The sequence below is a fragment of the Brevibacterium sp. K72 genome (assembly GCF_050562175.1).
Taxonomy (GTDB): domain Bacteria; phylum Actinomycetota; class Actinomycetes; order Actinomycetales; family Brevibacteriaceae; genus Brevibacterium; species Brevibacterium casei.
Window position 1 is genome coordinate 2,190,922 of record NZ_CP191582.1, and the last position, 26,936, is coordinate 2,217,857.

Consider the following 26,936-nt stretch of genomic DNA (forward strand, 5'->3'; position numbering starts at 1 on the left):
AAATTTTTTCTGGTAAGACAACCAAAATCCATGGACTGTTTCGGTTCATGGTGGGGTCACCGTCCACCCCCGTGGATGGGTGACTGTCTTGCCGGGATCACTAGAAGTAAATTTTTTATGGAGAGTTTGATCCTGGCTCAGGACGAACGCTGGCTGCGTGCTTAACACATGCAAGTCGAACGCTGAAGCCTGGTGCTTGCACCGGGTGGATGAGTGGCGAACGGGTGAGTAACACGTGAGTAACCTGCCCCTGACTTCGGGATAAGCCCGGGAAACTGGGTCTAATACCGGATACGACTGCCGGACGCATGTCTGGTGGTGGAAAGTTTTTTCGGTTGGGGATGGGCTCGCGGCCTATCAGTTTGTTGGTGAGGTAATGGCTCACCAAGACGACGACGGGTAGCCGGCCTGAGAGGGCGACCGGCCACACTGGGACTGAGACACGGCCCAGACTCCTACGGGAGGCAGCAGTGGGGAATATTGCACAATGGGGGAAACCCTGATGCAGCGACGCAGCGTGCGGGATGACGGCCTTCGGGTTGTAAACCGCTTTCAGCAGGGAAGAAGCGCAAGTGACGGTACCTGCAGAAGAAGTACCGGCTAACTACGTGCCAGCAGCCGCGGTAATACGTAGGGTACGAGCGTTGTCCGGAATTATTGGGCGTAAAGAGCTCGTAGGTGGTTGGTCACGTCTGCTGTGGAAACGCAACGCTTAACGTTGCGCGTGCAGTGGGTACGGGCTGACTAGAGTGCAGTAGGGGAGTCTGGAATTCCTGGTGTAGCGGTGAAATGCGCAGATATCAGGAGGAACACCGGTGGCGAAGGCGGGACTCTGGGCTGTAACTGACACTGAGGAGCGAAAGCATGGGGAGCGAACAGGATTAGATACCCTGGTAGTCCATGCCGTAAACGTTGGGCACTAGGTGTGGGGGGCATTCCACGTTCTCCGCGCCGTAGCTAACGCATTAAGTGCCCCGCCTGGGGAGTACGGTCGCAAGGCTAAAACTCAAAGGAATTGACGGGGGCCCGCACAAGCGGCGGAGCATGCGGATTAATTCGATGCAACGCGAAGAACCTTACCAAGGCTTGACATACACCGGACCGTCCTGGAAACAGGTCCTCTTCTTTGAAGCTGGTGTACAGGTGGTGCATGGTTGTCGTCAGCTCGTGTCGTGAGATGTTGGGTTAAGTCCCGCAACGAGCGCAACCCTCGTTCTATGTTGCCAGCACGTGATGGTGGGAACTCATAGGAGACTGCCGGGGTCAACTCGGAGGAAGGTGGGGATGACGTCAAATCATCATGCCCTTTATGTCTTGGGCTTCACGCATGCTACAATGGCTGGTACAGAGAGAGGCGAACCCGTGAGGGCAAGCGAATCCCTTAAAGCCAGTCTCAGTTCGGATCGTAGTCTGCAATTCGACTACGTGAAGTCGGAGTCGCTAGTAATCGCAGATCAGCAACGCTGCGGTGAATACGTTCCCGGGCCTTGTACACACCGCCCGTCAAGTCACGAAAGTCGGTAACACCCGAAGCCGGTGGCCTAACCGTAAGGAGGGGGCCGTCTAAGGTGGGACTGGTGATTGGGACTAAGTCGTAACAAGGTAGCCGTACCGGAAGGTGCGGCTGGATCACCTCCTTTCTAAGGAGCACACCAGTATGGTGCCCACCAACAGAACCCATGTGTGGTTCGGGTGGGTTGCTCAAGGGTGGAACATCATGTTTTCCGCTCGTCCAACCAGCGTGCCCAGGTGATGTGCCTCGGGTGACGGTGGGTGGGTGGTCGGATAGAACAGACACGCTGTTGGGTCCTGGAACCACAAGTGGTTTCACCAGGCACCGACCCAACCCAGAGGCAGCAGCAGTGCTGGTGCTGGCTGGGGTGGTGATTGGTAGTGGTTTGAGAATCGTATAGTGGACGCGAGCATCAAGCACCAGCCTTTGTGCTGGTGTGTAGTGTGATTTTCTTTGAGTCAAAAAATCTTAGTGTGATATTTTCGCGCACACTGATACCAGCCCCTAGGGGTGGGTGTGAGTGTGTAAGAGCGCATGGTGGATGCCTTGGCATCAGGAGCCGATGAAGGACGTGGAAATCTGCGATAAGCCTCGGGGAGCCGATAAACGGGCTGTGATCCGAGGATGTCCGAATGGGGGAACCCCGCCGCATGCGAGTGCGGTGACCCGCACCTGAATATATAGGGTGTGTGGAGGGAACGCGGGGAAGTGAAACATCTCAGTACCCGTAGGAAGAGAAAATAAGAATGATTCCGGGAGTAGTGGCGAGCGAAACTGGATGAGCCTAAACCGTGTGCGTGTCAAGCGTGCTGGTGTTGCGTACATGGTGTTGTGGGGTGTGTGTGTTCGGTTCAGCATGACCGAGACGCTGATGTGTTGCTGCGTGTAGTCGAAGCTGGTGGGAAACAGTACCGGAGTGGGTGAGAGTCCCGTAGACGAAACGCGTGGCCCCGGTGTGACACGTGTCCCCGAGTAGCACGGAACTCGTGGAATTCCGTGTGAATCTGCCAGGACCACCTGGTAAGGCTAAATACTTCCTGATGACCGATAGCGGATCAGTACCGTGAGGGAATGGTGAAAAGTACCCCGGGAGGGGAGTGAAAGAGTACCTGAAACCATGTGCTTACAATCCGTCAGAGCACCCGTGTTGGTGTGATGGCGTGCCTTTTGAAGAATGAGCCTGCGAGTTAGCGGTGCGTGGCGAGGTTAACCCGTGTGGGGTAGCCGTAGCGAAAGCGAGTCCGAATAGGGCGGTCCAGTCGCGTGTCCTAGACCCGAAGCGGAGTGATCTAGCCATGGGCAGGGTGAAGCAGCAGTAAGATGTTGTGGAGGCCCGCACCCACTTCAGTTGAAAATGGAGGGGATGACCTGTGGTTAGGGGTGAAAGGCCAATCAAACTCTGTGATAGCTGGTTCTCCCCGAAATGCATTTAGGTGCAGCGTTGCGTGGTTCTTGCCGGAGGTAGAGCTACTGGATGGCTGATGGGCCCCACCGGGTTACTGACGTCAACTAAACTCCGAATGCCGGTAAGGTTCAGCGTGGCAGTGAGACAGTGGGGGATAAGCTTCATTGTCGAGAGGGAAACAGCCCAGACCATCAACTAAGGCCCCTAAGCGTGTGCTGAGTGGGAAAGGATGTTCAGTTGCGAAGACAACCAGGAGGTTGGCTTAGAAGCAGCCACCCTTGAAAGAGTGCGTAATAGCTCACTGGTCAAGTGATTGAGCGCCGATAATGTAGCGGGGCTAAGTACACCGCCGAAGTTGTGGCAGCATCACGATACTGTAATGGTGTGGTGTTGGGTAGGGGAGCGTCGTGTCGCCAGTGAAGTCGCCGTGTGAACGAGTGGTGGAGGCGTCACGAGTGAGAATGCAGGCATGAGTAGCGAAAGACGGGTGAGAAACCCGTCCACCGGATGACCAAGGGTTCCAGGGCTAGGCTAATCCGCCCTGGGTAAGTCGGGACCTAAGGCGAGGCCGACAGGCGTAGTCGATGGACAACCAGTTGATATTCTGGTACCGACACACAACCGACAATACCAAAACACATGAGACTAACTCCCCGGTCCACCCGTGGCGTCTTCGGATGTCTGGTTGGTGGTCTGGTGAGGACCTGAGTGTGGAGTCGGTAAGCGTGAGGTGTGACGCAGAAAGGTAGCCAGGCCACGCGATGGTAGTCGTGGTCTAAGGTCGTAGCATGTGGGGGTAGGCAAATCCGTCCCCACGAGTGTGTGAGAGCTGATGGGCGCCCCACAGTGGTGGGGTGATCTGGTGATCCTCTGCTGCCGAGAAAAGCATCGACGTGAGGGTGTGTGTTGCCCGTACCCTATAACCGACACAGGTGGTCAGGTAGAGAATACTAAGGTGATCGAGAGAATCGTGGTTAAGGAACTCGGCAAAATGCCCCCGTAACTTCGGGAGAAGGGGGGCCATCCTGGTGAACGACCCTTGCGGTTGGGAGCTGGTGGTGGTCGCAGAGGCCAGAGAGAAGCGACTGTTTATTAAAAACACAGGTCCGTGCGAAGATGTAAGTCGATGTATACGGACTGACGCCTGCCCGGTGCTGGAAGGTTAAGAGGACCCGTTAACCCTTTGGGGTGAAGCGGAGAATTTAAGCCCCAGTAAACGGCGGTGGTAACTATAACCATCCTAAGGTAGCGAAATTCCTTGTCGGGTAAGTTCCGACCTGCACGAATGGCGTAACGACTTCTCTGCTGTCTCAACCACGAACTCGGCGAAATTGCATTACGAGTAAAGATGCTCGTTACGCGCAGCAGGACGGAAAGACCCCGAGACCTTCACTATAGTTTGGTATTGGGCTTCGGTGTGGTTTGTGTAGGATAGGTGGGAGATGTTGAAGCCTGGTCGCCAGATCGGGTGGAGTCGGCAAGTGAAATACCACTCTGACCATTCTGGATTCCTTAACTTCGGACCCTGATCGGGTTCAGGGACAGTGCCTGATGGGTAGTTTAACTGGGGCGGTTGCCTCCTAAAGAGTAACGGAGGCGCCCAAAGGTTCCCTCAGCCTGGTTGGCAATCAGGTGTCGAGTGTAAGTGCACAAGGGAGCTTGACTGTGAGACGGACGTGTCGAGCAGGAGCGAAAGCTGGGACTAGTGACCCGGCCATGGCTTGTGGAAGCGTGGTCGCTCAACGGATAAAAGGTACCTCGGGGATAACAGGCTGATCTTGCCCAAGAGTCCATATCGACGGCATGGTTTGGCACCTCGATGTCGGCTCGTCGCATCCTGGGGCTGGAGTCGGTCCCAAGGGTTGGGCTGTTCGCCCATTAAAGCGGTACGCGAGCTGGGTTTAGAACGTCGTGAGACAGTTCGGTCCCTATCCGCTGCGTGCGTAGGAAATTTGTGGAGGGCTGTCCTTAGTACGAGAGGACCGGGACGGACGAACCTCTGGTGTGCCAGTTGTACCGCCAGGTGCATGGCTGGTTGGCTACGTTCGGGAAGGATAACCGCTGAAAGCATCTAAGCGGGAAGCCTGCTCCGAGATGAGATTTCCATCCCTTTTGGGGGGAGGTGCCCAGGAGAACACTGGGTTGATAGGCCGGGTATGGAAGCACTGTGAGGTGTGGAGTTGACTGGTACTAATACGCCGATCACTCACACAACCCAAGAGGGTTGGTGTGTGCGTGAAAAGCATTAACGATTTTTTGACGAGATGACACGATGGTGTTCGCGTTCGCTGTACGGTTCTTGGACCACTACCCACACACGGGTGTGTGTGGTGGTTGTCTGGAGAGTTTTGCGGTGGTGATAGTGGTGGGGAAACGCCCGGTTAACCGTTCCGATCCCGGTAGCTAAGCCCATGTCATGCTGATGGTACTGCAACTTGGTGGTTGTGGGAGAGTAAGTGACTGCCGCAATAATTGTTGGTGGGGGATCCTGTCCTTGGGGCAGGATCCCCTCCTTTTTTCATTCACGACCGCTGCGAGTCAGCCTTCTCGTCGGTGATTCCGAGGAATCGGCGCACCGCCTCGGCGCCGGCGACCTCGACCGCATCGTCGTGGACGATGTCATCGGCACGCAGCACCATCTGATGCTCCGTGCACGCCTCACCGCCCTGGACGACGATCGTGAAGTCCCCGTTGGGGGAGTACCCGAGCTTCTCGGACACCCGCCGGCTCGCATCGTTGCCCTCGACATACCCGGTGTGGAACGTGCGGGCACCGAGATGATCAGCGAAGGCGGTCACGAGCGCACGGCGCATCCGGGTGCCGTACCCGCGTCCCTGCTCGGACCGCGCCAGCCATGACCCGGTCTTCACCGACCGCGTCTTCGGAAAGTCCGTGCTGCTCGCCCCCTGCAGGCCGACGACGCGTCCGTCGACGCGGACGGTGAACTCGATGGTCCAGTCACCGGGGGAGTAGTTCGCGCGCGTCCCCCACTGATACTGAGCGATCGACCGGCCGATCTCCTCGTCGGTGCCGGAGTCCCAATCGACGAGGAACGCCCGCACACCGTCTCGGCGGACGCCGCCGCGGGCGATCTCGGCGAGCTCCGGAAGATCCGCCTCCCGCGTCGGTGTGAGCTCCATGTCTCCGGTCGTGATGCGGAGGCCGAAGGGCGGCCAGATCTCAGCGAGGTCCATACCGGAAGTCTAGGGGCTCGGAAGCCCGGCGCGGTTACTCACGCTCAGGACGGTGGCCCGCCGCGGTGACCCACCCACAGGCCGGTGGCCAGCTGCCTTCCCGGTGATGGTCCTCAGCGACGGCCGATCGTGCCGTAGGCCTTGCGCCACCGCAGGAGCGGCTGCAGCTGACCGCTTCCTGGCCCGGCCCCCAAGGCCACCACCTCGCCGACGACGAGACTGTGCGTGGCGACCTGGACGATCTCCGTCATCCGCAGCTCGAACCACGCGACGGAACGACTGAGGATCGGCTGACCCGACCGCGGACCCGGAAAGGTGTCGATGCCGGACAGCGCCCCGTAGAGCGGCTGCCCCGAAGCGCCGAGACGTTCCGAGATGTCGCGCTGCTCGGCGCTGAGGACGGAGATCGCGAAGTGATCGGTCATCTCCAAGGTCTCCATCATCCTCGAGCCTGAGTAGACGCTCACCGCCATCGTGGGCGGATCGTAGGAGACGTCGAGGAACGAGTCGACGGTGATCGCGTGCGCGGCACCGCCTCGCTTGGCCGAGACCACGGCGACGGCCGCGGCGATGTCGTCGCTGAGCTCGCGATAGCGCTCTGTGAGCGAATACTCGTGGGACCGATCCATGGTTCTCATTCTAGGGAACTACAATGGAGCCATGACCTATCCATCTTCAGGCGGTTCAGCCACGATCGAGCGTGAGCAGACAGAGCAGCTCGTCGAACCGGGCGACCACGAGCGGTTCAGCCACTACGCTCCCAAGGACAAGATCATGGAATCCATGGTCACCGGGACGCCGCTCATCGCCCTGTGCGGAAAGGTGTGGGTCCCCACGAGGGATCCCGAGCGCTTCCCTGTCTGCCCGAAGTGCAAGGAGATCTTCGAATCGATGCCTGAAGGACCCAAGGAGTAGATGGCCGCGGAACGTCTCCCAGGGACCTCCGCCGCCGAACAGCTCTCACCGGCCTTCCCCGAGCGCGCCGCTTGGGGAACGGCCGGCAAACTGCGCGCGTGGCAGGCCGAGGCCCTCGAACTCTACTTCCGGGACCAGCCGAAGGACTTCCTGGCCGTCGCGACCCCCGGTGCGGGCAAGACGACCTTCGCCCTGCGCCTGGCCGCTGAGCTCCTCGCCCAGCGCGTCGTCAACCGCGTCACGGTCGTTGCCCCCACCGAGCACCTCAAAGTCCAGTGGGCGGACTCCGCTGCGCGCGTGGGAATCAAACTCGACCCGCACTTCAAGAACTCCCAGGGCAAGCACGCCCCCGGATTCCACGGTGTCGCCCTCACTTACGCCCAGGTCGCCGCGAAGCCGGTCCTCCACCACAACCGCACCGCAGCCGGGCGCACGCTCGTCATCCTCGACGAGGTCCACCACGCCGGTGACGCCCTGTCCTGGGGTGACGCGGTCCGCGAGGCCTTCGGTCCGGCCGTGCGCCGCCTGTCGCTGACGGGCACCCCGTTCCGCTCCGACACCTCGCCGATCCCGTTCGTCACCTACGCCCCCGACGCCGAGGGCATCCGGACTTCGGTCGCGGACTACTCCTACGGCTACGGCCGGGCACTCAAGGACTCCGTCGTCCGACCCGTCCTCTTCCTCGCCTACGCCGGGGCCATGTCGTGGCGGACGAAGGCCGGCGACGAGATGTCCCACGTCCTCGGCGAGGAGACGACGAAGGACATCAACTCCCAGGCCTGGCGCACCGCCCTCGACCCGGCCGGCGACTGGATCCCCGCCGTGCTCAAAGCCGCGGACATGCGTCTGACCGAGGTCCGGCGCACGGTCCCCGACGCCGGTGGTCTCGTCATCGCCACTGACCAGGATGCCGCTCGCGCCTACGCGAAGGTGCTGCGCGAGCTCACCGGGGAGAAGCCCACCGTCGTCCTCTCCGACGAAGCCGGGGCCTCGGCGCGCATCGAGGAGTTCCAGAACTCGACCGACCGCTGGATGGTGGCCGTGCGCATGGTCTCCGAGGGCGTCGACGTCCCCCGTCTGTGCGTCGGCGTCTACGCGACCTCCTCCTCGACGCCCCTCTTCTTCGCCCAGGCCATCGGACGCTTCGTCCGCGCCCGCAAACGCGGAGAGACCGCTTCCGTGTTCCTTCCCTCGGTGCCGATCCTCCTGGCGCTCGCGAACTCGATGGAGGTCGAACGCGACCACGCCCTCGACCGGCCGCGCAACGAGGATGAGAACGATGTCGTCGTCTTCGACGATCAGGCCCTCGAGCAGGCCAACCGCAGCGAGGGCGCCTCCGACCAGCTCGGCTCCTTCGAAGCCCTCGGTGCCGAGGCGCTGTTCGACCGGGTGCTCTACGACGGCGGCGAGTTCGGCACCGGTGGAGCGATCGGCTCCGAGGACGAACTCGACTTCATCGGCATCCCCGGCCTCCTCGAACCCGAACAGGTCCACGAACTCCTGCGCACCCAGCAGGCCAAGCAGGCCCAGCGCAAGACCGCCGCCGCACCGCCTCCTGCCGCCGAGGTCCACACGAGCGAACTCGAGCACCGGGCGATGAAGGAGGAGCGCAACCAGCTCCAGAGCCTCGTCGGCGCCTGGTCACGGCGCACCGGCACCCCGCACAAGACCGTCCACGTCGAACTCCGCAAGGCGTGCGGAGGACCTGCGGTGGCCCAGGCCACCCGTGAGCAGATCCAGGCGCGGATCAAGAAGCTCCAGGGCTGGTTCGTCGGCCAGAAGTGAGCCGGCCGGAAGTGAGTCAGCCCGAGTAGAACACCGTCGGGATCACCGGCTCCCCGTCCTGGAGGCGCCTGGCCGACCGCGGCAGCTCCGCCAGGGACTCGTCATGGCGGGCACACGCCTTCTTCACTCCGCCCGCCCCCGTGAACGACCGGTCGATCTCCCCGCCCACGACGAGGTCGACCGACAGGTGCCGTCCGTCGTCGAGGTCATCGGGCAGGTCGGGGATGCCGACGGCCTCTTCGACGGCGATCGCACCGTCGATGAGTCGCCTGGCCTCCTTGTGCCCGCCCCGGGAGGGCTTGCCCGTCGAGTTCTTCGCCACCGCCGTCCACGTCCCCGATTCGTCGGCGCGCGCGACGAGCTTGTAGACGAGCCCCGCCGCCGGCGCGCCCGAGCCGGTGACGACGCGAGTGCCGACGCCGTAGGCGTCGACAGGGGAGGCGGCGAGCGCTGCGATCGCGTACTCGTCGAGGTCGCTGGTGACCGTGATCGTCGTGTCCTTCGCGCCGAGGCGGTCGAGGCCCGCCCTGACCTCGCTCGCCTGTTCGATGAGGTCGCCCGAGTCGATGCGCACCCCGCCGAGGCGGGGGCCGGCGAGTTCGATCGCCGTCTTGAGCGCCTCCTCGACGTCGTAGGTGTCGAGCAGGAGGGTCGTATCGGTGCCGAGCGACTCGAGCTGCGCCGCGAAGGCTTCGCGCTCCGAGTCGTGGAGGAGGGTGAACGAATGCGCCGAGGTCCCGATCGTCGGCAGCCCGTACCGCAGTCCCGCAGCGAGGTTCGACGTCGAGGAGAAGCCGCCGATGACCGCGGCCCTGGCCGCCGCCACTGCCGCATGCTCGTTCGTGCGACGACCGCCCATCTCCGCCACCGGTCGGTCGCCGGCGGCCTGCGCCATCCGGGACGCCGCCGAGGCGACCGCGCAGTCGTAGTTGAGGGCGGAGAGGATGAGCGTCTCGAGGATGACACCCTCGGCGAAGCTCGACTCGATGGTGAGCAGCGGGGAGCCCGGGAAGTAGATCTCGCCCTCGGCGTAGCCCCGGATCGTTCCCGAGAAGCGGTAGTCCGCCAGCCAGTCGATCGTCGCGGCATCGACGATGCGCTCACGGCTGAGGAACGCAAGCTCCTCCTCGTCGAAGCGGAAGTCCTCGAGCATCTCGAGGATGCGTCCCGTACCTGCGACGACGCCGTAACGGCGTCCGGCGGGAAGGCTGCGACCGAAGACCTCGAAGAGGCTGGGCCGGTGAGCAGCGCCCGATCTCAAGGCGGCCTGCACCATCGTCAGCTCGTACTGATCGGTGAAGAACGCAGTGGAATCGGTGCGTGTGAGATCACTCATAGGCGTGATCTTACGTCACGACAGCATCACGGATCTGCCGTATTGTGGAAACGTGAGCAATCCAACGACCCCTGTTCTGGAGCCGGACGTCGGCGTCCGCACCGCCGTGGATCCGGCCAGGCCGTGGAGGACCGTCGTCTTCAACGACCCGGTCAATCTCATGAGCTATGTCAGCTACGTCTTCCAGTCCTACTTCGGGTACTCCGCGGAGAAGGCTCACCGGCTCATGCTCGAAGTCCACGAGAAGGGCCGCTCCGTCGTCGCCACCGGAGGACGCGAGGAGATGGAGCGCGACACCCAGGCGATGCACGAATACGGACTGTGGGCCGCGTGCCAACCGGAATCAGGATCAGACTGAGGCATGGCAGCCATCGACGCTCGTGGGGACGACGTCGTCCTCAGACTCGAGGACAACGAACGCTCACTCATGCTCACGGTCTTCACCGACCTCGCCGCCCTCCTCGCCGAGGATGAGGGGGAGGACGGTCGTCCCGATTCGGAGAACTGGGAAGCCAGGCTCGGCCTCGTCGAGCGCCCTCGCCCCGACGATCCGGCGCTGCTGCGGCTCTTCCCCGATGTCGACCCCCTCGACGACGAACGCTCGCAGGAGTTCCGGCGGCTCACCGAGTTCGACCTCGCCCAGGCGAAGGCGCACAACGTCCGCATCATCGTCGCCGGACTGAGGCGAGGAGCGGCGATCACGCTCAGCCATGACGAGGTGCTCGCGTGGATGAAGGGCCTCAACGACCTTCGGCTCGTCCTCGCCGTCCGCCTCGGCATCGACACCGAGGAGGCGCAGGAGGAGAAGTACGCCCACCGCGACCAGCTCGACGAGTCCGAAGAGCTCACCCTGACCCTGTACGACTTCCTGACCTGGATTCAGGACCGACTGACGATGACCTTGCTCGCGCAGATGCAAGGGGATGACGACGAATGAAACTCACCGCCCTCGGCACCGCCGGCTCCTTCCCCGGCCCCGGTTCCTCCGCCAGCTGCTACCTCGTCGAGACCGAGGAGGAGAAGCCGACCCGCATCGTCCTCGACTTGGGCTCCGGAGCGCTCAGCCCTCTGCAGCGAGCAGTCGACCTCGACTCGATCACCGCTGTCGTGCTCAGCCACCTCCACCCCGACCACTGCATGGACATGCTCGGGTTCTACGTCCGCCACAGCTACGACCCGCGCTTCTTCTCCGGGGACGTCACGGACACCGGCACGATCCGCACCCGCACCGCCGTCTACGCCCCGGCCGGAGCAGAGGAGCGACTCACCCGCGCCTATCACACGGATCCCGGAAAGGCCCCGTCCGCCGACGGCTGCGAAGACACCGACTTCTCCCGCGCGTTCGAGTTCATCGACCTCGACGACCGATCGGTCTGGCAGATCGGGTCGCTGACCATCGAGACCTTCCTCGTCGACCATCCCGTCGAGACCTACGCCGTGCGGATCACGGACGCGACCGGATCCGTCATCGCCTACTCGGCTGACACCGACGAGTGCGCCAACCTCGTCGAAGCCGCCCGCGGGGCCGACCTCTTCCTCTGCGAGGCCGCGTTCCAGGAGGGCAGGGACTCCGCCCGCGGAGTCCACCTCACCGGCAAGCGCGCGGGCCGTGTGGCCACCGACGCCGACGTCCGCTCCCTCGTGCTCACGCACATCCCCGTGTGGACGGACTGCACGATCGTGCGCGGAGAGGCCGCGGGGGAGTACCGCGGCCCCATCGAACTCGCGAAACCCGAAGCCTGGTGGAGCGTGTGAGCCCCACCGCAACCGAGACCGAGACAGGAAAGAGGACCATGGCGCGCGCAGACGGACGAGGAGCCGATGAGCTCCGCGAGGTGAAGATCACCCGGAACTGGATCACCACCGCCGAGGGCTCGGCCCTCATCGAGTTCGGCAACACGCGCGTGCTCTGCGCGGCGTCCCTGACCGAAGGCGTCCCCCGGTGGCTCAAGGGGCAGGGCCGCGGATGGGTGACCGCCGAGTACGCGATGCTCCCGCGCGCCACCGACTCCCGGAGCACCCGTGAGTCCGTCAAGGGCAAGCTCGGCGGGCGCACCCATGAGATCTCCCGCCTCATCGGGCGCAGCCTGCGAGCGGTCATCGACATGACGAAGCTCGGGGAGAACACCCTCGTCCTCGACTGCGACGTCCTCCAGGCCGACGGCGGGACCCGCACCGCCTCGATCACCGGTGCCTACGTCGCCATGGCCGACGCGATCGACAAGGGCCGCTCGTCCGGACTCATTCCCGCCGCCCACCAGCCGCTGACCGATTCGGTCGCTGCGATCAGCGTCGGCATCGTCGACGGTCAGCCCCTCCTCGACCTGCCCTACGTCGAGGACTCGACCGCCGAGACCGACATGAACGTCGTCATGACCGGCTCCGGGAAGTTCGTCGAGGTCCAGGGCACTGCCGAAGGTGCGCCGTTCGACCGCGACGAGCTCTCCTCGCTGCTCGACCTCGCCGCGAAGGGCTGCGCCGACCTCACCGAGCTTCAGCGCGAGGCGCTGGGACGATGACGACCTTCGTCCTCGCCACCCACAACGAGAAGAAGAAGCGCGAGCTCCTCGCGATCCTCCTCCCTGTCCTCGGTGAGGGCACGGAGGTCCGCACCGCCGCCGAGGCGGGGCTCGGGGACATCCCGGAGACCGGGGTGACGTTCGCCGAGAACGCGCTCATCAAGGCCCATGCCGCCGCGGCGGCCACCGGGCTGACCGCGATCGCCGACGACTCCGGGATCGCCGTCGACGTCCTCGGCGGGGCGCCGGGGATCTTCTCCGCCCGATGGGCAGGACGCCACGGCGACGACCAGGCGAACCTCGAGCTGCTGCTGTCCCAGCTGCGCGACATCGACGCCGCACACCGGGGAGCGCAGTTCCGCTGCGCCGCCGCGGCCGTCACCCCTGACGGGCGCGAGTTCGTCGCCGAGGGTGCGATGCCCGGCCGCCTCGCCACCGCACCGCGTGGGGACGGCGGCTTCGGCTACGATCCCATCTTCATCCCCGAGGGCTCGGAGAAGAGCGCGGCCGAGATGACCCCGGAGGAGAAGAACGCGCGCTCGCATCGGCGCATCGCCTTCGACGGCCTCGCCGGCATCCTCGCCGAGCAGACGGGACTCTGAGACCGCCACCCGCCTCGGCGACCGCAGGCCGCTGACCCGGCATCCGCCCCGAGGACCGGGCCCCGTTCACGGTGAGCGGCCCGGGATGTGACACGGGACACATTCGCGCCCTGCCGTGTCGGTTAGACTGAGCGAGCCGATCGGCGTCCCGAACTACGAGGTGAACCATGAAGTCTCCGCGCACCGCCCTCTGGGTCGCAGCCGCCGCTGCCCTCACCCTCGTCCTCTCCGCGTGCTCGGCGGGCGCCTCCGATCCCGGATCGGACGAGCAGCGCGATTCGATGGCGATCGCCTTCACCGCCGAACCGGTCAACCTCGACTTCACCTCGACCTCGGGGGTCGCGATCCCCGAGGCCCTCATGGAGAACGTCTACGAGTCCCTCGTCCGCCTCGACGAATCCGGTGAGATCCAACCGGCGCTCGCCGAGGACTGGACGGTGTCCGAGGATCGGAAGACGTACACCTTCACCCTCCGCGAGGGAGTGAAGTTCTCCAACGGAGCAGACCTCACCAGCGAGGACGTCAAGTTCTCCTACGAGCGAGCGAAGAACGAGTGGACGAATGCGCTCGGGGCGAAGATGGACGTCGTCGACTCGATCGCCACTCCCGACGACTCCACGGTCGAGATCACGCTGGCCACACCGTCGAACCAGTGGCTGTTCAACCTCACGACACTCATCGGGGCCGTCTTCGACACCGAGGGCACCGAGGACCTCGCAAACGAGGCGATCGGCACGGGACCGTACGCGATCGAGAAGTTCACGCGCGGGCAGTCGATCGACTTCGTCGCGCGCGACGACTACTGGGGCGAGGCGCCGGCGGTGAAGAACGTCGAGTTCAAGTACTTCACGGACGCCGTCTCCGCCGCGAACGCCCTGAAGTCCGGCGAGATCGACGTCGTCTCCAACCTCCAGGCCCCGGAACTCGCCGGGGACTTCCAGAGCGCGGACTACCAGATCATCTCGGGCACGACGAACGGCGAGGTCGTGCTGACGATGAACAACGCCGACGGGATCTTCAAGGACAAGCGCGCCCGTGAAGCGGTGATGTATGCGATCGACCGCAAAGCCGTGCTCGACACCGCATGGGCCGGATACGGAGAGCTCATCGGATCGATGGTCCCGCCGACCGACCCCTACTACGAGGATCTCACCGGGGTGTGGCCCTACGACCCCAAGAAGGCGAAGCAGCTCATCGACGACGCCGGGCTCACCGGCGAGGAGTTCACCTTCACCGTGCCCAACCTGCCGTACGCGAAGGCGATCTCCGAGATCGTGTCCTCGCAGCTGAGCGAGGTCGGTCTCACCGCGAAGATCGAGACGCAGGAGTTCCCCGCAGTGTGGTTGGACAAGACCTTCACGAAGCACGAGTACGACATGTCGGTGATCAACCACGCCGAACCCCGCGACATCCTCACCGTCTTCTCCTCCGACTACTACACCGGCTACGACGATGCGAAGATCAGGGAGCTCGCGGAGAAGGCCGACACGGGCACCGAGGAGGAGTACATCTCCGGGATGAAGGACATCGCGCGCACGATCACCGAGGACGCGGCCGCCGACTTCCTCTTCCTCTTCCCCAACCTCGTCGTCGCCAAGGCCGATGTCGCAGGCATCCCCGTCAACCGCGTCTCGGATGCCTTCCGCATCGCCGACCTCAGCTGGAACTGACCTGTCCCGACCATGATCGCCTACGTCCTCGGTCGGCTCGTCCAGTTCCTCCTCTCCCTCCTCGTCGCCTCGGTGGCGGTGTTCGCCCTCATGAGCGTCCTGCCGGGCAATGCGGCGCAGGTGGCCCTGGGGACGAACGCCACCGCTGAGGCGGTGGCGGAGCTCGAGTCCCGCTATGGCCTCGATGAGCCGGCGCTCGTGCGCTACCTCGACTGGCTCGGCGGGATGGTCCGCGGGGACTTCGGAACGTCCTACGTCACCGGCGCCCCGATCACCCCGGTCATCGTCGACAGCGTCCAAGTCACCGCGATCCTCGTCGTCGCGGCGATCATCGTCGCCGTGCTCATCGCCGTGCCGCTGGGCACCTTCGCCGCCCTCGAGCAGCGCAGCTGGGTGGGGGCGACGATCTCGGCGCTCAGCCAGATCGGGATCGCGATCCCCAGCTTCCTCGCCGCGATCCTCCTCGTCATGGTCTTCTCCCTCACCCTCGGGTGGTTCCCCTCCCAGGGGTGGATGGCGCCGATCGAAGGCGTCGGCGGCTTCCTCGCCCGCCTCGTCCTCCCCGTCGTCTCCCTCGCCCTCGTCCAGGCGGCGATCCTCACCCGCTACGTCCGCTCCGCCGTCCTCGACGTCATGCGCGAGGACTACATCCGCACCGCCCGGGCGAAGGGGCTGACCCGGACCCGGGCGCTGTTCCGGCACGGACTGCGCAATGCGGCGATCCCGGTTATCACCGTCGCCGGGGTCCAGCTCGCGACCCTGCTCGTCGGCGCCGTCGTCATCGAACAGATCTTCGTCCTCCCCGGCATCGGCTCCGAGCTCGTGCGAGCCGTATCCAACCGCGACCTCGTCACCGTCCAGGGCATCGTCATGGTCCTCATCGTGCTCGTGCTCCTCATCAACTTCGTCGTCGACCTCCTCTACCCGGTCGTCGATCCGCGACTGAGGGCTGCCGCATGAGCGCGACGAACCCACGCGACCGCGTCCACGCCGACGGCCTCCCGGCCGCCGAGCATGTCGTCGGTGCCCGCGGCCGGGGACGGCGTCCGCGCAGACGTGTCGGAGCGCCGATGATCATCGGTGCTGTCCTCGTCGCCCTCGTCGTCCTCCTCGCCCTCGTCTCCTTCGTCTGGACACCCTACGATCCCGCTGCCGTCGACCCGGCAGCCCGGCTGCAGGCGGGCAGCCCTGCCCATCCCCTCGGCACCGACCGCTTCGGCCGGGACACCCTTACGTGGATCATGTACGGCGCACGGATCACACTCATGGTCGGCGTCGTCGCCGTCGGCATCGCCCTGCTCATCGGCACCCCGATCGGGATCCTCGCCGCGGTCTTCGCCCAGTACCCGTGGGGTCAGTGGCTGGGCGCCCTGATCATGCGCGCCAACGACATCCTCCTCGCCTTCCCTGCCCTTCTGCTCGCCATCATCTTCGCCGCCGTCTACCAGCCGGGGACGGGCCCGGCGATGGTCGCCGTCGGCATCGCCTCCATCCCCGGGTTCGCCCGTGTCGCCCGGTCGGGGACGATGCAGGTGCTCGGCTCCGAGTACGTCCGGGCCGCCCGCGCCGCGAACCGGGGCACCGCCGCGATCGCCGTCGTCCACGTCCTGCCGAACATCGCCGGCATGGTCATCGTCCAGGCGTCGGTGACGTTCGCGATCTCCGTCCTCGCCGAGGCGGGGCTCTCCTTCCTCGGCCTCGGCACCCAGGCGCCGGTGCCCTCGTGGGGGCGGATGCTCCAGGAGTCCCAGCAGTTCCTCGCCACCCGTCCCGAACTCGCGCTGTGGCCGGGCCTGGCCATCGCGGTGGCCGTCCTCGGCTTCAACCTCCTCGGCGACGGACTCCGCGACCGCTTCGACCCGAAGATGGAGGTGCGCTGAGATGACCGAGACCCTCGTCGACGTCACCGACCTCACGATCACCCCGGCCGGAAGCGGGGAACCGGTCCTCGACTCCGTCTCTCTCCGGCTGGTCCCGGGGGAGCGGGTCGGGCTCATCGGCGAATCGGGGTCGGGGAAGTCCCTGACCGCGGCCTCGATCATGGGACTGCTTCCCGACGAACTCCACGCGACGGGGACGATCCGCCTCGCCGGCTTCGACGGCGACGTCCTCACCGCGAGCGAGAAGCGGCTGGCCCGCATGCGCGCGGATCTCGTGTCGATGGTCTTCCAGGAGCCGATGAGCGCGCTCAACCCGCTCATGCGGGTCGGCGACCAGATCGCCGAGGCGCTGCGCCTCCACGGCGGCGTCCCCCGCGCGCAGGTCCCCGGACGGGTGCTCGAACTCCTCCGCGACGTGCGGATGCCCGCTCCCGAGAGCGCCCGCCTGGCCTACCCGCACCAGCTCTCCGGAGGGCAACGGCAGCGGGTCATGCTCGCGATCGCCCTCGCCAACGCCCCGCGGCTGCTCATCTGCGACGAACCGACGACCGCCCTCGACGTCACGGTGCAGAAGCAGATGCTCGACCTCATCGCCGAAAGGGTCGACGCCGTCGGGGCGGGGCTGCTCTTCATCACCCACGACCTCGCCGTCGTCGCGGGACTGTGCGACCGGGTCATCGTCATGTACCAGGGCCGCATCGTCGAGACCGGCACGGTCGAAGAGATCTTCACCGACCCGCAGCACCCCTACACCCGGGGCCTGCTCGCCTCCTCCGATCTCGACGCCACCGACGCCGACGGGCACCTCTTCACCCTGCGCACGGCACTCGACTACACGGGGCCGGGCGAAGACCCATCGGGGACGCCGGCCGGGAAGGCGACGACCGCCTCGGCGGCAGAGGAGGGCCTTGCGGACCCGCCGGGCCACGGCCCTTCGCCGCGCGGACGGGATGCATCGCCTCTCATCGAGGTCGCCGACGTCTCGAAGCTCTACCGATCCGGGGGACTGCTGCGGCGGCGGGCTCCGGTGCGCGCACTCGACGGGGTCGGCTTCACGGTGGCACGGGGCCAGCGGCTCGGGATCGTCGGCGAATCGGGGTCGGGGAAGTCGACGCTGCTCAACATCCTCTCCGGTCTCGACCGACCGACGAGCGGCCATGTCCGCGTCGGCGACATCGCCGTCGAGTCGGCGTCCGCCTCGGCGCTGCGCCGTCTGCGCGAGGACCTCCAGATCGTCTTCCAGGATCCCTTCGCCTCCCTCGACCCGCGGATGCGGGTCGAGGACATCGTCGCCGAACCGCTCATCGCCAAGGGCATCGGACGCGACGAGCGCCTCGCCGAGGTCGAGGCGATGCTCGCCGCAGTCGACCTCGACACCGCAGCGATGCGGCGCTACCCCCACCAGTTCTCCGGCGGACAGCGGCAGCGGATCTCGATCGCGCGGGCACTGGTCACCCGGCCCCAGATCCTCGTCGCCGACGAGCCCGTCTCCGCCCTCGACGTCTCCGTCCGGGCGCAGGTGCTCAACCTCCTCACCGACCTCGTCGACGACTACGCCCTCACCCTGCTCTTCGTCTCCCACGACCTCGGCGTGGTCAGGCATCTGTGCTCCGATGTCATCGTCATGAAGGACGGATGCATCGTCGAGGCGGGGACGACCGAGCAGGTCTACACCGCACCCCGAGAGGAGTACACGGCGAGCCTCATCGCCGCGACCCCGACCCTGGCCGCCGCGCTCACCGGCTGAGCCGAGACGCCGACCCGAGACCCACGACGAAGGAGAAGAGGACGATGACGGCTCTGTCCGATCTGACCGCAGCGCAGATGGCCGCGGGATACGCCGAGGGGGAGTTCTCCCCGCTCGAGGTGCTCGCGAGCGTGCAGTCGCGGATGGACGCATGCGAACCCGTCATCAACGCCCTCCACCACCGTGACGACGAGCGCTCCCGTGAGGCCGCCGAAGCGAGCGCCCGCCGCTTCGCGGCCGGGGCTCCACTCGGACCCCTCGACGGGGTGCCGGTGACGATCAAGGAGAACATCGCGCGCAGGGGAGTGCCGATGCCGTCGGGCCATGCGTGGCTCGACGTGCCACTCGCCGACCACGATGCGCCGATCACCGAGAGGCTCACCGAGGCCGGGGCCGTCATCGTCGGATCGACGACGATGCCCGATTGGGGCATGCTCTCCTCGGGGGTCTCCTCGCTCCACGGCATCACCCGGTCCCCGCTCGACCCGAGCCTGACGACGGGCGGATCGAGCGCCGGTGCCGGTGCCGCGGCCGCGGCCGGCTACGGGCCCATCCACATCGGCTCCGACATCGGAGGATCGATCCGCCTGCCGTGCACCTGGCTCGGCCTCGCCGGCCTCAAGCCGAGTTTCGGACGGGTCCCGCTCGACGCCCCCTACATGGGACGCTGCGCGGGCCCGATGGCGCGCACCATGGCCGACGTCGCCGCGGCGATGACCGTCATCTCCGCCCCCGACGACCGTGACTGGACGCGGCTTCCCGCCGGCGCCGCCGATGGTGCCGATGCGTCATCGTCGCCGTTCGATCCTGCGGGCCTGCGCATCGGCCTCCACCTCGACGCCGGGTGCGGGGTCCCTGCGACGTCGGAGACGACCGACGCGATCGCCGAGGCGGCCGCGGCATTCCGCACCGCCGGAGCCGAGATCGTGCCCGTCGCCCCCTTCATCGACGACGGTCTGCTCGCCGACATGGACCTGTTCTGGCGGGTCCGGTCGTGGAACGACCTCCGGGCGCTCCCGTTCGCCGAACAGCAGCTCATCCTGCCCTACATCCGGGAGTGGGCCCAGGGCGGGGCCGACGTCACGGGTTCGCGCCTCATGGAGTGCTACCACAGCGTGCAGGAGATCCGACGGCGCACCGTCGCTGCGACGGGCGACCTCGACCTCGTCCTCTCCCCGGTGGCCCCGGACGCGGCGTTCGCAGCCGAACAGCCGATGCCCTACCCCGATGCCACCGCGCCCATGGGGCACATCGGGTTCACGATGCCCTACAACATGTCGGAGCAGCCGGCGGCGACCGTGCTCGCGGGATTCACCGGCGACGGGCGGACGATCGGCGTGCAGATCTCCGGGCGCCGCTTCGCCGACGACCTCGTCATCGCCGCTGGCCGGTGGTTCGAAGCCGCCGCCGCCGTCCCCCTGCCGCGGCGCGCAGTCCTCGACGGAGCCTGAGCGAGACGAGAATCGCCGGGACTCCGACAGGAGTCCCGGCGATCACCGTCGGAGGGAGAGCGTCAGAAGTCGAAGAACTCGACGGAGAGCTTGTCGCCCTCGATCGTCACACTTCCCGACACCGACAGCGGATTCCCGTTCGAGAAGTACGAGGAGCCGCGCTGCTTTCCGTCGACGCTGAAGTCGAAGCTGCCGTTCTTCTCGGTGAAGAACGACCCCGTGTTGGTGTCACCGACCCCGAAGGAGGCCTTGACGTCGGGCATCTCCTTGATGTTCCACTTCGCGGTGTTCTTCTTCGCGAGCTCATCGAGCTTCTTGTCCGTGCCGCCGACCGGGATCTGCGTGGGATCGAACTTGATGAACTTGCACTTGGGCTTGATGTCCTTGTTGTCGAAGCACTTCTCGAGCTCGGCATCGACCTGCTTCTGGACCTCCTTCTCGAAGTCCGGGGTCGGGGCGAGATCGAGGTTGAGCGTGAGCGGTGAAACCTGCTCGCCGCTCGGCTGATCACCCGGGGCATAGGCCTGCGGGAAGTTCGCCGCAGCGGTGTCCGAGGCCTCGGAGACCCACTTGCTCGCAGGGATCGCGAACTCGTACTTGCCCGGGTAGACGGCGAAGGCCGTCGTGCCCGCCTGCGCCTTGTAGTCGGTGCCGTTGATCGTCAGTCCGTCAGCGGCGGGGACGTCGAGGGAGATGACGTGGAGCGCGGGCCCGGTCAGCGCCCACTTGTCGAAGAAGAGGTTCTGCTTGCCGTCCTTCTTCGCGGTGAGATCGACGTTGTAGTTCGCTCCGTCGAGCGTGTAGCTGACGGTGACTTTGCCGTTGTCACCGTCGACGTTCGAGGATTCGACCTTCGCGTTCTTGATCTTCGCCGGCGACGACTCGGTGAAGTTCGTCGACAGCAGGTCGAGGTTCGTGCCCTCAGGACGCGGGGACGGGGCGATCTTCTCCGCAGCGGCGAAGTCACCCTTGTTCAGCGCCGCGACGTAGTCCTCGGCAACCGAGTCCGGTCCGTAGTTGTTCTTGTTCACCGAGTTGACGACGAGAACACCGACGAGGACGAGCACGAGGACGAGGACGACGGCACCGAGGGCGATGAAGAGCGGCAGCTTCCCCTTCTTCTTCGGTGCCCGGGACTCTGCCCGGGTCGTCGCTGCGGTCGAACCGGCGAAACCGGGGGCCGGTGCCGGCTGCGGGAGGGCCTGGGACGACCCGGGTCCCGAACCCGTCCGCTGCCCCGAACCGGTCTGCTGCGGTCCGCTCTGGTAGGGGTCGGACTGGTTCTGGTACGGACCCGCCGGGTTCCGGTACCCGCCGTTCTGCTCCGGTACGGCGGGGTAGCGGCTCGTGCCCTGTTCGTTCGAATAACCGCCGGGGCCGCCCTGCTGAGGGCCGCCCTGCTGAGGACCGTTCTGCCCCGGACCGCCGAACTGGGGGCCGGGTGCGCCGTACTGCGGGCCGCCGGGCTGCGATCCACCTTGGTCGGGTCCGCCGTACTGGGGTGCGCCGGGCTGCGATGGGGACCCGCCGAAATGCGGTGCCGACTGAGGACCCTGCTCATTGCGCGATCCCGACCACTGCGAGCCGTTGTCGGCACCGGGGCCCTGCCCCTGCGGGCCTCCGGCGCCCGGGCCCGACGGAGCGCCGCTTTCGACGCGCGGCTGGGGAGTGGTCGCAGCGCCGTCCGAAGTCTGCTGCGATCCGGGACCTCTGCCCTGGTCAGCGGCCCCGAACGGGGGAGCGTCGGAGCCGAACGACGTCTCGTCGGCTTCCTTCGCCGCGGTGTTCTGCGCATCACGATCCGCCGCGGGTTCCCGCGCATCACGGTCCGAGGAGAACGGGCTCGGCATCGCGACCGTCTCCTCACCTGCGGACGCTCGGTTCGGACCGCTTCCCGAACCCGTCACGCCCGTACTGCCCTCGCCGGTCGACGCGTCCGTGTTCCGGTGGGGAGGATCGTTCGGTGGGGGCGGAACATTCTGTTCGTCGTTCCCGTTGCTCATCGCAGTCTGCTTCCTTAACTTCCGACACGCGCGTTCTGGCGCAATTGTACGTCCCGGACGTGGGAATCGCGTGGTCAATACCGCAATGTGCGCTTGCCGTCGGCGAAAATGGTACCGATGCACACTTCTCCACCTCAGAGCTCCACGCGCCATCCCGTCCTCCTGGGCATGGTCGAAGCCTTCCGCCTCGGCCTCATCGTCGTGCCCTCGGCGTTCGTCGTCGCGACGGTCTTCTGGCTCGTCGGCCTCGGCGCCCAGCTCGACTACTCGATCATCCCCGAGTGGGCCTTCGCCCTCTGGGCCGTCGTCCACGGTCTGAGCATGTCGACGATGGGCTTCGACTTCTCACTGCCCCCGAGCCTCGTCACCCTCGGAGTGTGGGCCCTCCTCGCCTCGGGGGCGGCCCGACTCATCACTGTGCTCTCCGATGCCGATCCTCAGCCCGGCGATGAGGCGGAGGAGACTCCGTGGTGGGCGACGTGCGCCATGGCGCTCTCGGGCTTCGCCCTCGTCTACGCGGGGCCGCTCGTCGTGCTCGCCGTCCTCGTCGGGGAGGCGACTCTCGATCCGCTCGGCGTCCTCCGGCTGCTCGCCCTGCTCGCGACGGCCTTCGCCTTCGGCTATGTCCGGGTCCGCGGCGTCGTCGACCTCCCGTGGCTGAGTGGACTCGACGAGGAGGTCTGGAGTGCCGCGACCGCCCTGGGCAGGCGCGTGCTCTTCGGCGCCCTCGGACTCGCCGTCGTCGTCATCGCCGTCGGGCTCGGACTGCGGTGGGCCGACCTCGCCGAGGCGATGGAGGCCTACAGCTCCCCGCTGTCGGCCGGCATCGGCCTCGTCGTGGTCCAGGTGCTCTTCGCTCCGGGAGCGCTCTTCAGCGCGCTGTCGTGGATCGCCGGCACAGGGGTGGGCATCGGCGACGGCGTCTCTTCGGCGTTCCTCACGGCCTCGGGACCTGTGCCCGACGTTCCCGTGCTCGAACTCCTCGTCGGGGGATACCCGGTGTGGGCGAAGGCCGCACCGGTCCTCCTCGTCCTCCTCGGGATCGGCTGCGTCGTCATCGGCCGCGCGCATGCCCGCCGGGTCCATGCCGCCGGATGGATGAGTGTGGCCGTCGCGTCCGGGCTCGTCCTCATCGTCGGTGAGACCGCTGCGCTCTTCTCCTTCGGTGCGATCGGTCCCATCGGGCTCGCCGCCTTCGGTCCCTCACCCCTCGTCTCCGCGCTCGCGGTCACCGGATGGGTCGGTCTGGGTCTGAGCATCGGCTGCGGGCTGACCATGCTCTCGCACATGGAGTTCGACCGCGAGGACGACGAGGCTCTCGCGGGAAGCGAGCGCAGCTGATCGCCGGCACCCCGGGTGGTGGTCGGACTGGTGGGGTCGGAACTGCGGCACCGGAGGCCGCTCAGAGGTGCGCTGTGCTCAGTTCGAGCCGGGCAGCTCGAGGTCCTGTCCGGTGATCTGCTTGAACCAGGAGCCCAGTCCGTCCTCGTAGTCGCTCGCGCACTTGAGCTCCGCCTGCTGGGTGATCGCATCCCGCACGCACTCCTCGTAGCTCGACTGGACGGGCCAGAGCACCACGGAGGAGAGGGTGGAGAAGACGAGGTAGACGCTGAGCAGTCCGCCGAGGACGCCGAGGGAGATGCTGCGCTTCTGCTTCGCTCTGACCACGGCGATGATGTAGCGGACCGACCAGACGATCGCGGCGATCGCGAAGCCCGCGGCGGCGAGTTTGAAGGGCAGCGGATAGGTGAACGTCAGCACCGCGGCCAGGACGAGGAGGATGAGGATGAGTCCGTGCCGCGCCGGCGCGGCCTGCCTCTCCTCCTCGGGGGTGGGGGCATTCTTCTCTTCGGTGCTGTTCGGTGACGTCACCCCGTCATTTTGTCACAGTCGACTGGCAATCGCCTCGGCGCCCGGTCCGGCCCCAGCGGAAGCCGGCACGGTCCGGGTCGGTGCGCCCGTGACGGCGAGGATAGAATGGCCTTCGTGCGCATCGTTCTGCTGGCCTCCGGCTCAGGTACCCTCACCCAGGCCGTCATCGACGCCTTCACCGGACCCGGATCCGCCGACGTCGAGATCGTCGCGATCGGCTCCGATTCTCCGACCGCGGGTGTCCTCGCCCGGGCCGAGTCCGCGGACATCCCCACCTTCGTCGTCCGCCCTCGGGACTTCTCCGACCGCGATGCATGGAATGTGCGGCTGCGCGACACGGTCGCCGACCTCGACCCGGACTGGGTCGTCTCCGCCGGCTTCATGCGCATCCTCGGCGCCGACTTCATCGCCGCCTTCGACCAGCGGATCATCAACACCCACCCGGCGCTGCTGCCGGCCTTCCCCGGCGCCCACGGCGTCCGCGACGCGCTCGCCCACGGCGTCAAGGTCACCGGCGGGACGATCCACCTCGTCGACTCCGGGGTCGATACGGGCCCGATCATCACGCAGTTCACGGTCCCGGTGCTCGACGGAGACACCGAGGACAGCGTCCACGAGCGCATCAAGACCCGGGAGCGGGAGGAAGTCGTCCGCTTGCTCCGCTTCCTCACCACCCACGATCTCACCATCGACGGCCGCCACGTCTCGGGATACCCCGCCGCGGCGGACGTCGTCGTCTGAGCCGATCACCCACCAAGCCCTCAAGGAGGACCTGTGACAGGAACCCGCGCGATCAGGAGAGCGCTCATCAGCGTCTACGACAAGACCGGACTGACGGAGCTCGCCCGTGGGCTCGCCGCCGCCGGAGTCGAGATCGTCTCCACGGGATCGACGGCCGCGCGGATCGCCGAAGCCGGAGTCGAGGTCACCGAGGTCGAAGCGCTCACCGGGTTCCCCGAGACCCTCGAAGGCCGTGTCAAGACCCTCCACCCCAAGGTGCATGCCGGGATCCTCGCCGACTCGCGCAAGCCCGAGCACCTCAGCCAACTCGATGACCTCGGGATCGAGCCCTTCGACCTCGTCGTCGTCAACCTCTACCCGTTCGCCGAGACGGTCGCCAGCGGTGCGGGCTTCGACGAGTGCATCGAGCAGATCGACATCGGCGGACCCTCGATGGTCCGTGCCGCGGCGAAGAACCACCCCACCGTCACCGTCATCACCGACCCTGCCGACTATCCGGCCGTCACCGAGGCGGCGGCAGGGGAGGGCTTCGACCTCGCCTCCCGCCGGGCCTTCGCCGCCCGCGCCTTCGCCCACACCGCGGCCTACGACTCCGACGTCGCCTCGTGGTTCGCCGGGGAGCTCGCTCCCGCGGGCGAGCAGCCCGACTTCGCGGGACTGACCGGGAACAAGCTCGCGGATCTGCGCTACGGGGAGAACCCCCACCAGTCGGCCGCCGTCTACTCCGACGGCACGCGCGGCATCGCCGGGGCGAGACTGCTCGGCGGCAAGCCGATGTCGTACAACAACTACACGGACACCGATGCCGCGATCCGGGCCGCCTATGACTTCGACCAGCCGGCAGTCGCGATCATCAAGCACGCCAATCCGTGCGGCATCGCCGTCGCCGAGACCCCCGCCGCCGCCCACCGGGCAGCCCACGCCTCGGATCCGCTCTCGGCCTACGGCGGTGTCATCGCCGTCAACCGCGAGGTCGACGCCGAACTCGCGGAGTCGATCAAGCCGATCTTCACCGAATGCCTCGCGGCCCCGTCGTTCTCGCCCGAGGCGCTCGAGATCCTGGCATCGAAGAAGAACCTGCGCCTCATCGAACTCGGGGACATCGACGCCCCGGCCGAGGAGATCACCCAGATCACCGGCGGTTTCCTCGTCCAGGACCGTGACGTCTTCCAGGCCGAGGGCGACTCGCCGAAGTCCTGGACGCTCGCCGCCGGTCCGGCCGCGGACCCCGCGGTGCTCGCCGATCTCGAGTTCGCATGGAAGGCGTGCCGGTCGGTGAAGTCGAATGCGATCCTCCTGGCCAAGGACGGCGCCTCGGTCGGCGTCGGCATGGGTCAGGTCAACCGGGTCGACTCGGCGAAGCTCGCCGTCGAGCGCGCCGGTGCCGAACGCGCCTCCGGCTCCGTCGCCGCCTCCGATGCGTTCTTCCCGTTCGCCGACGGACTCCAGATCCTCCTCGACGCCGGTGTCACCGCCGTCGTCCAGCCCGGTGGGTCGATCCGCGACGACGAGGTCATCGCCGCGGCCGAGGACGCCGGAGTCTCCCTCTACCTCACAGGGAGCCGCCATTTCTTCCACTGAGCGGACCCGCACCTCCCCCCGCCATGCCCGGCGGGGGAGAGGGGCGCTCGCCAAGCGGTGGATCTACTGGAAGCGGCGCTACTCGCATCCGGTCTCGAAGGACTGGGTGCTGCTCGGCTGCCTCGCGGCGACCGGTGTGGCCGCAGCGTGCGCATTCATCGACTTCCGGCTCGGGGCCTTCGTCCTCGCCGCCGTCCCCGGGGGACTCGCGCTCATGCGGTCGATGCCCTCGCCGTGGGGCGAGTTCTGGGTCAACCGCTCGAAGGGCGTCGACATCCTCACCTGCCTGATCTTCACAGCCCTCCTCGTCGGACTCGCGATCGTCGTCCCGCAGAGCCGCTGACGTCAGCGAGAGTGACGGGCAGGGCTGCCGGCGCCCGGAGTCGCCGAGAAGTTACCGAGGCAGTGGCGATGGTCACATTGGGAGATCTCTGTGAAAGTCGGAGGTTCCGGTTGCCCTCGGTGACGAAAGTGGCATCGTGGTCTGCGTCAGGAGGTCCGTACGGGCCTCTTCCGATGAAAGGAGACAGCATGGGATTTGATGACCTGACCAACAAAGCCAAGGACGCCGTGAATAGCGATAAGGGCGAAGAGATCAGCGACCAGGGTCTCGACAAGGCCTCCGATGCCGCCAACAATCTCTCCGGCGGGAAGTTCGAAGACCAGATCAACCAGGGCCGCGACGGCGCCGATGGAGCCATCGGCAACCAGTGATCCTCAGT

At 66.2% G+C, this 26,936-nt stretch carries 22 protein-coding genes and 3 rRNA genes; 20 read left to right on the forward strand and 5 right to left on the reverse strand.

From position 1 onward, the window contains the following. Positions 1–114: 114 nt before the first annotated feature. The 3 genes from ACQ1RG_RS09785 to rrf all read left to right on the forward strand — a co-directional run bounded on the left by ACQ1RG_RS09785 (position 115) and on the right by rrf (position 5,387). A 16S ribosomal RNA gene (locus ACQ1RG_RS09785) occupies positions 115–1,640 on the forward strand. A 387-nt stretch (positions 1,641–2,027) separates the two neighbouring features. Then, positions 2,028–5,132 (forward strand): 23S ribosomal RNA (locus tag ACQ1RG_RS09790). 135 nt (positions 5,133–5,267) lie between these two features. Next, positions 5,268–5,387, forward strand: a 5S ribosomal RNA gene (gene rrf / locus ACQ1RG_RS09795). Together the 16S, 23S and 5S rRNA genes form the textbook arrangement of a ribosomal RNA operon. Before the next feature lie 53 nt (positions 5,388–5,440). Here the strand turns inward: rrf and ACQ1RG_RS09800 are convergent. Continuing rightward, positions 5,441–6,112, reverse strand: a complete 672-nt coding sequence (locus ACQ1RG_RS09800) for a GNAT family N-acetyltransferase (RefSeq protein WP_009374392.1) — start codon at positions 6,110–6,112, stop codon at positions 5,441–5,443. Positions 6,113–6,225: 113 nt separating this feature from the next. Then, a complete protein-coding gene (locus tag ACQ1RG_RS09805; protein ID WP_009374393.1) occupies positions 6,226–6,741 on the reverse strand; it encodes a flavin reductase family protein in 516 nt (171 codons plus the stop codon). Positions 6,742–6,772: 31 nt separating this feature from the next. Here ACQ1RG_RS09805 and ACQ1RG_RS09810 point away from each other — a divergent pair, with 31 nt between their 5' ends. Next, positions 6,773–7,027 (forward strand): DUF3039 domain-containing protein, encoded by a 255-nt coding sequence (locus ACQ1RG_RS09810; protein ID WP_009374394.1) that lies wholly within the window; start codon positions 6,773–6,775, stop codon positions 7,025–7,027. Beyond that, complete coding sequence (locus ACQ1RG_RS09815) at positions 7,028–8,812, forward strand: DEAD/DEAH box helicase (RefSeq protein WP_009374395.1); 1,785 nt, start codon at positions 7,028–7,030, stop codon at positions 8,810–8,812. 16 nt (positions 8,813–8,828) lie between these two features. Here the strand turns inward: ACQ1RG_RS09815 and ACQ1RG_RS09820 are convergent, their stop codons facing one another. Beyond that, positions 8,829–10,148: a nicotinate phosphoribosyltransferase gene (locus tag ACQ1RG_RS09820; protein WP_009374396.1), complete on the reverse strand. Its 1,320-nt coding sequence runs from the start codon at positions 10,146–10,148 to the stop codon at positions 8,829–8,831. 52 nt (positions 10,149–10,200) lie between these two features. Here ACQ1RG_RS09820 and clpS point away from each other — a divergent pair, with 52 nt between their 5' ends. The 10 genes from clpS to ACQ1RG_RS09870 all read left to right on the forward strand — a co-directional run bounded on the left by clpS (position 10,201) and on the right by ACQ1RG_RS09870 (position 20,017). After that, the gene (gene clpS, locus ACQ1RG_RS09825) at positions 10,201–10,506 is read left to right on the forward strand and encodes an ATP-dependent Clp protease adapter ClpS (protein ID WP_009374397.1); all 306 of its coding nucleotides are present in this window, start codon (positions 10,201–10,203) and stop codon (positions 10,504–10,506) included. Positions 10,507–10,509: 3 nt separating this feature from the next. Beyond that, a complete protein-coding gene (locus ACQ1RG_RS09830; RefSeq protein ID WP_009374398.1) occupies positions 10,510–11,085 on the forward strand; it encodes a DUF2017 family protein in 576 nt (191 codons plus the stop codon). Next, positions 11,082–11,903, forward strand: coding sequence for an MBL fold metallo-hydrolase (locus ACQ1RG_RS09835; RefSeq protein WP_009374399.1), 822 nt, complete (start codon positions 11,082–11,084; stop codon positions 11,901–11,903). Before ACQ1RG_RS09830 ends, ACQ1RG_RS09835 begins: the two co-directional genes overlap by 4 nt. A 38-nt stretch (positions 11,904–11,941) precedes the next feature. Continuing rightward, the gene (gene rph / locus ACQ1RG_RS09840) at positions 11,942–12,667 is read left to right on the forward strand and encodes a ribonuclease PH (RefSeq protein ID WP_009374400.1); all 726 of its coding nucleotides are present in this window, start codon (positions 11,942–11,944) and stop codon (positions 12,665–12,667) included. Further along, complete coding sequence (gene rdgB, locus ACQ1RG_RS09845) at positions 12,664–13,269, forward strand: RdgB/HAM1 family non-canonical purine NTP pyrophosphatase (protein ID WP_009374401.1); 606 nt, start codon at positions 12,664–12,666, stop codon at positions 13,267–13,269. The genes rph and rdgB overlap by 4 nt, the downstream gene beginning before the upstream one ends. Before the next feature lie 167 nt (positions 13,270–13,436). After that, positions 13,437–14,939 (forward strand): ABC transporter substrate-binding protein, encoded by a 1,503-nt coding sequence (locus ACQ1RG_RS09850; RefSeq protein ID WP_009374402.1) that lies wholly within the window; start codon positions 13,437–13,439, stop codon positions 14,937–14,939. 12 nt (positions 14,940–14,951) lie between these two features. Then, complete coding sequence (locus ACQ1RG_RS09855) at positions 14,952–15,899, forward strand: ABC transporter permease (protein ID WP_009374403.1); 948 nt, start codon at positions 14,952–14,954, stop codon at positions 15,897–15,899. After that, positions 15,896–16,819 carry an ABC transporter permease gene (locus ACQ1RG_RS09860; protein ID WP_009374404.1) on the forward strand — a complete coding sequence of 308 codons (924 nt, stop codon included), beginning with the start codon at positions 15,896–15,898 and terminating at the stop codon, positions 16,817–16,819. The genes ACQ1RG_RS09855 and ACQ1RG_RS09860 overlap by 4 nt, the downstream gene beginning before the upstream one ends. A gap of 1 nt (position 16,820) precedes the next feature. Then, positions 16,821–18,566 (forward strand): dipeptide ABC transporter ATP-binding protein, encoded by a 1,746-nt coding sequence (locus ACQ1RG_RS09865; protein ID WP_009374405.1) that lies wholly within the window; start codon positions 16,821–16,823, stop codon positions 18,564–18,566. Positions 18,567–18,610: 44 nt separating this feature from the next. Further along, positions 18,611–20,017 carry an amidase gene (locus ACQ1RG_RS09870; RefSeq protein ID WP_009374406.1) on the forward strand — a complete coding sequence of 469 codons (1,407 nt, stop codon included), beginning with the start codon at positions 18,611–18,613 and terminating at the stop codon, positions 20,015–20,017. Between the two features lie 62 nt (positions 20,018–20,079). Here the strand turns inward: ACQ1RG_RS09870 and ACQ1RG_RS09875 are convergent, their stop codons facing one another. Then, positions 20,080–21,867 (reverse strand): hypothetical protein, encoded by a 1,788-nt coding sequence (locus ACQ1RG_RS09875; RefSeq protein WP_179952589.1) that lies wholly within the window; start codon positions 21,865–21,867, stop codon positions 20,080–20,082. A gap of 270 nt (positions 21,868–22,137) precedes the next feature. Between ACQ1RG_RS09875 and ACQ1RG_RS09880 the strand changes: the two genes are divergently transcribed. Then, positions 22,138–23,361, forward strand: coding sequence for a cell division protein PerM (locus ACQ1RG_RS09880; RefSeq protein ID WP_009374408.1), 1,224 nt, complete (start codon positions 22,138–22,140; stop codon positions 23,359–23,361). Positions 23,362–23,439: 78 nt separating this feature from the next. Here ACQ1RG_RS09880 and ACQ1RG_RS09885 read toward each other — a convergent pair whose 3' ends face one another. Then, a complete protein-coding gene (locus ACQ1RG_RS09885) occupies positions 23,440–23,892 on the reverse strand; it encodes a hypothetical protein (RefSeq protein WP_009374409.1) in 453 nt (150 codons plus the stop codon). A 114-nt stretch (positions 23,893–24,006) separates the two neighbouring features. On the opposite strand from ACQ1RG_RS09885, the gene purN reads away from it, so the two are divergent. From purN to ACQ1RG_RS09905, 4 genes are all read left to right on the forward strand, one after another. Further along, positions 24,007–24,633, forward strand: coding sequence for a phosphoribosylglycinamide formyltransferase (purN, locus tag ACQ1RG_RS09890; RefSeq protein WP_040341032.1), 627 nt, complete (start codon positions 24,007–24,009; stop codon positions 24,631–24,633). A gap of 33 nt (positions 24,634–24,666) precedes the next feature. Then, on the forward strand, positions 24,667–26,214 hold the full coding sequence (gene purH, locus ACQ1RG_RS09895) for a bifunctional phosphoribosylaminoimidazolecarboxamide formyltransferase/IMP cyclohydrolase (RefSeq protein WP_009374411.1): 1,548 nt from the start codon (positions 24,667–24,669) through the stop codon (positions 26,212–26,214). A gap of 106 nt (positions 26,215–26,320) precedes the next feature. Next, positions 26,321–26,557: a hypothetical protein gene (locus tag ACQ1RG_RS09900; RefSeq protein WP_009374412.1), complete on the forward strand. Its 237-nt coding sequence runs from the start codon at positions 26,321–26,323 to the stop codon at positions 26,555–26,557. A gap of 188 nt (positions 26,558–26,745) precedes the next feature. Beyond that, on the forward strand, positions 26,746–26,928 hold the full coding sequence (locus ACQ1RG_RS09905) for an antitoxin (protein ID WP_009374413.1): 183 nt from the start codon (positions 26,746–26,748) through the stop codon (positions 26,926–26,928). The last annotated feature ends 8 nt before the right edge of the window (positions 26,929–26,936 follow it).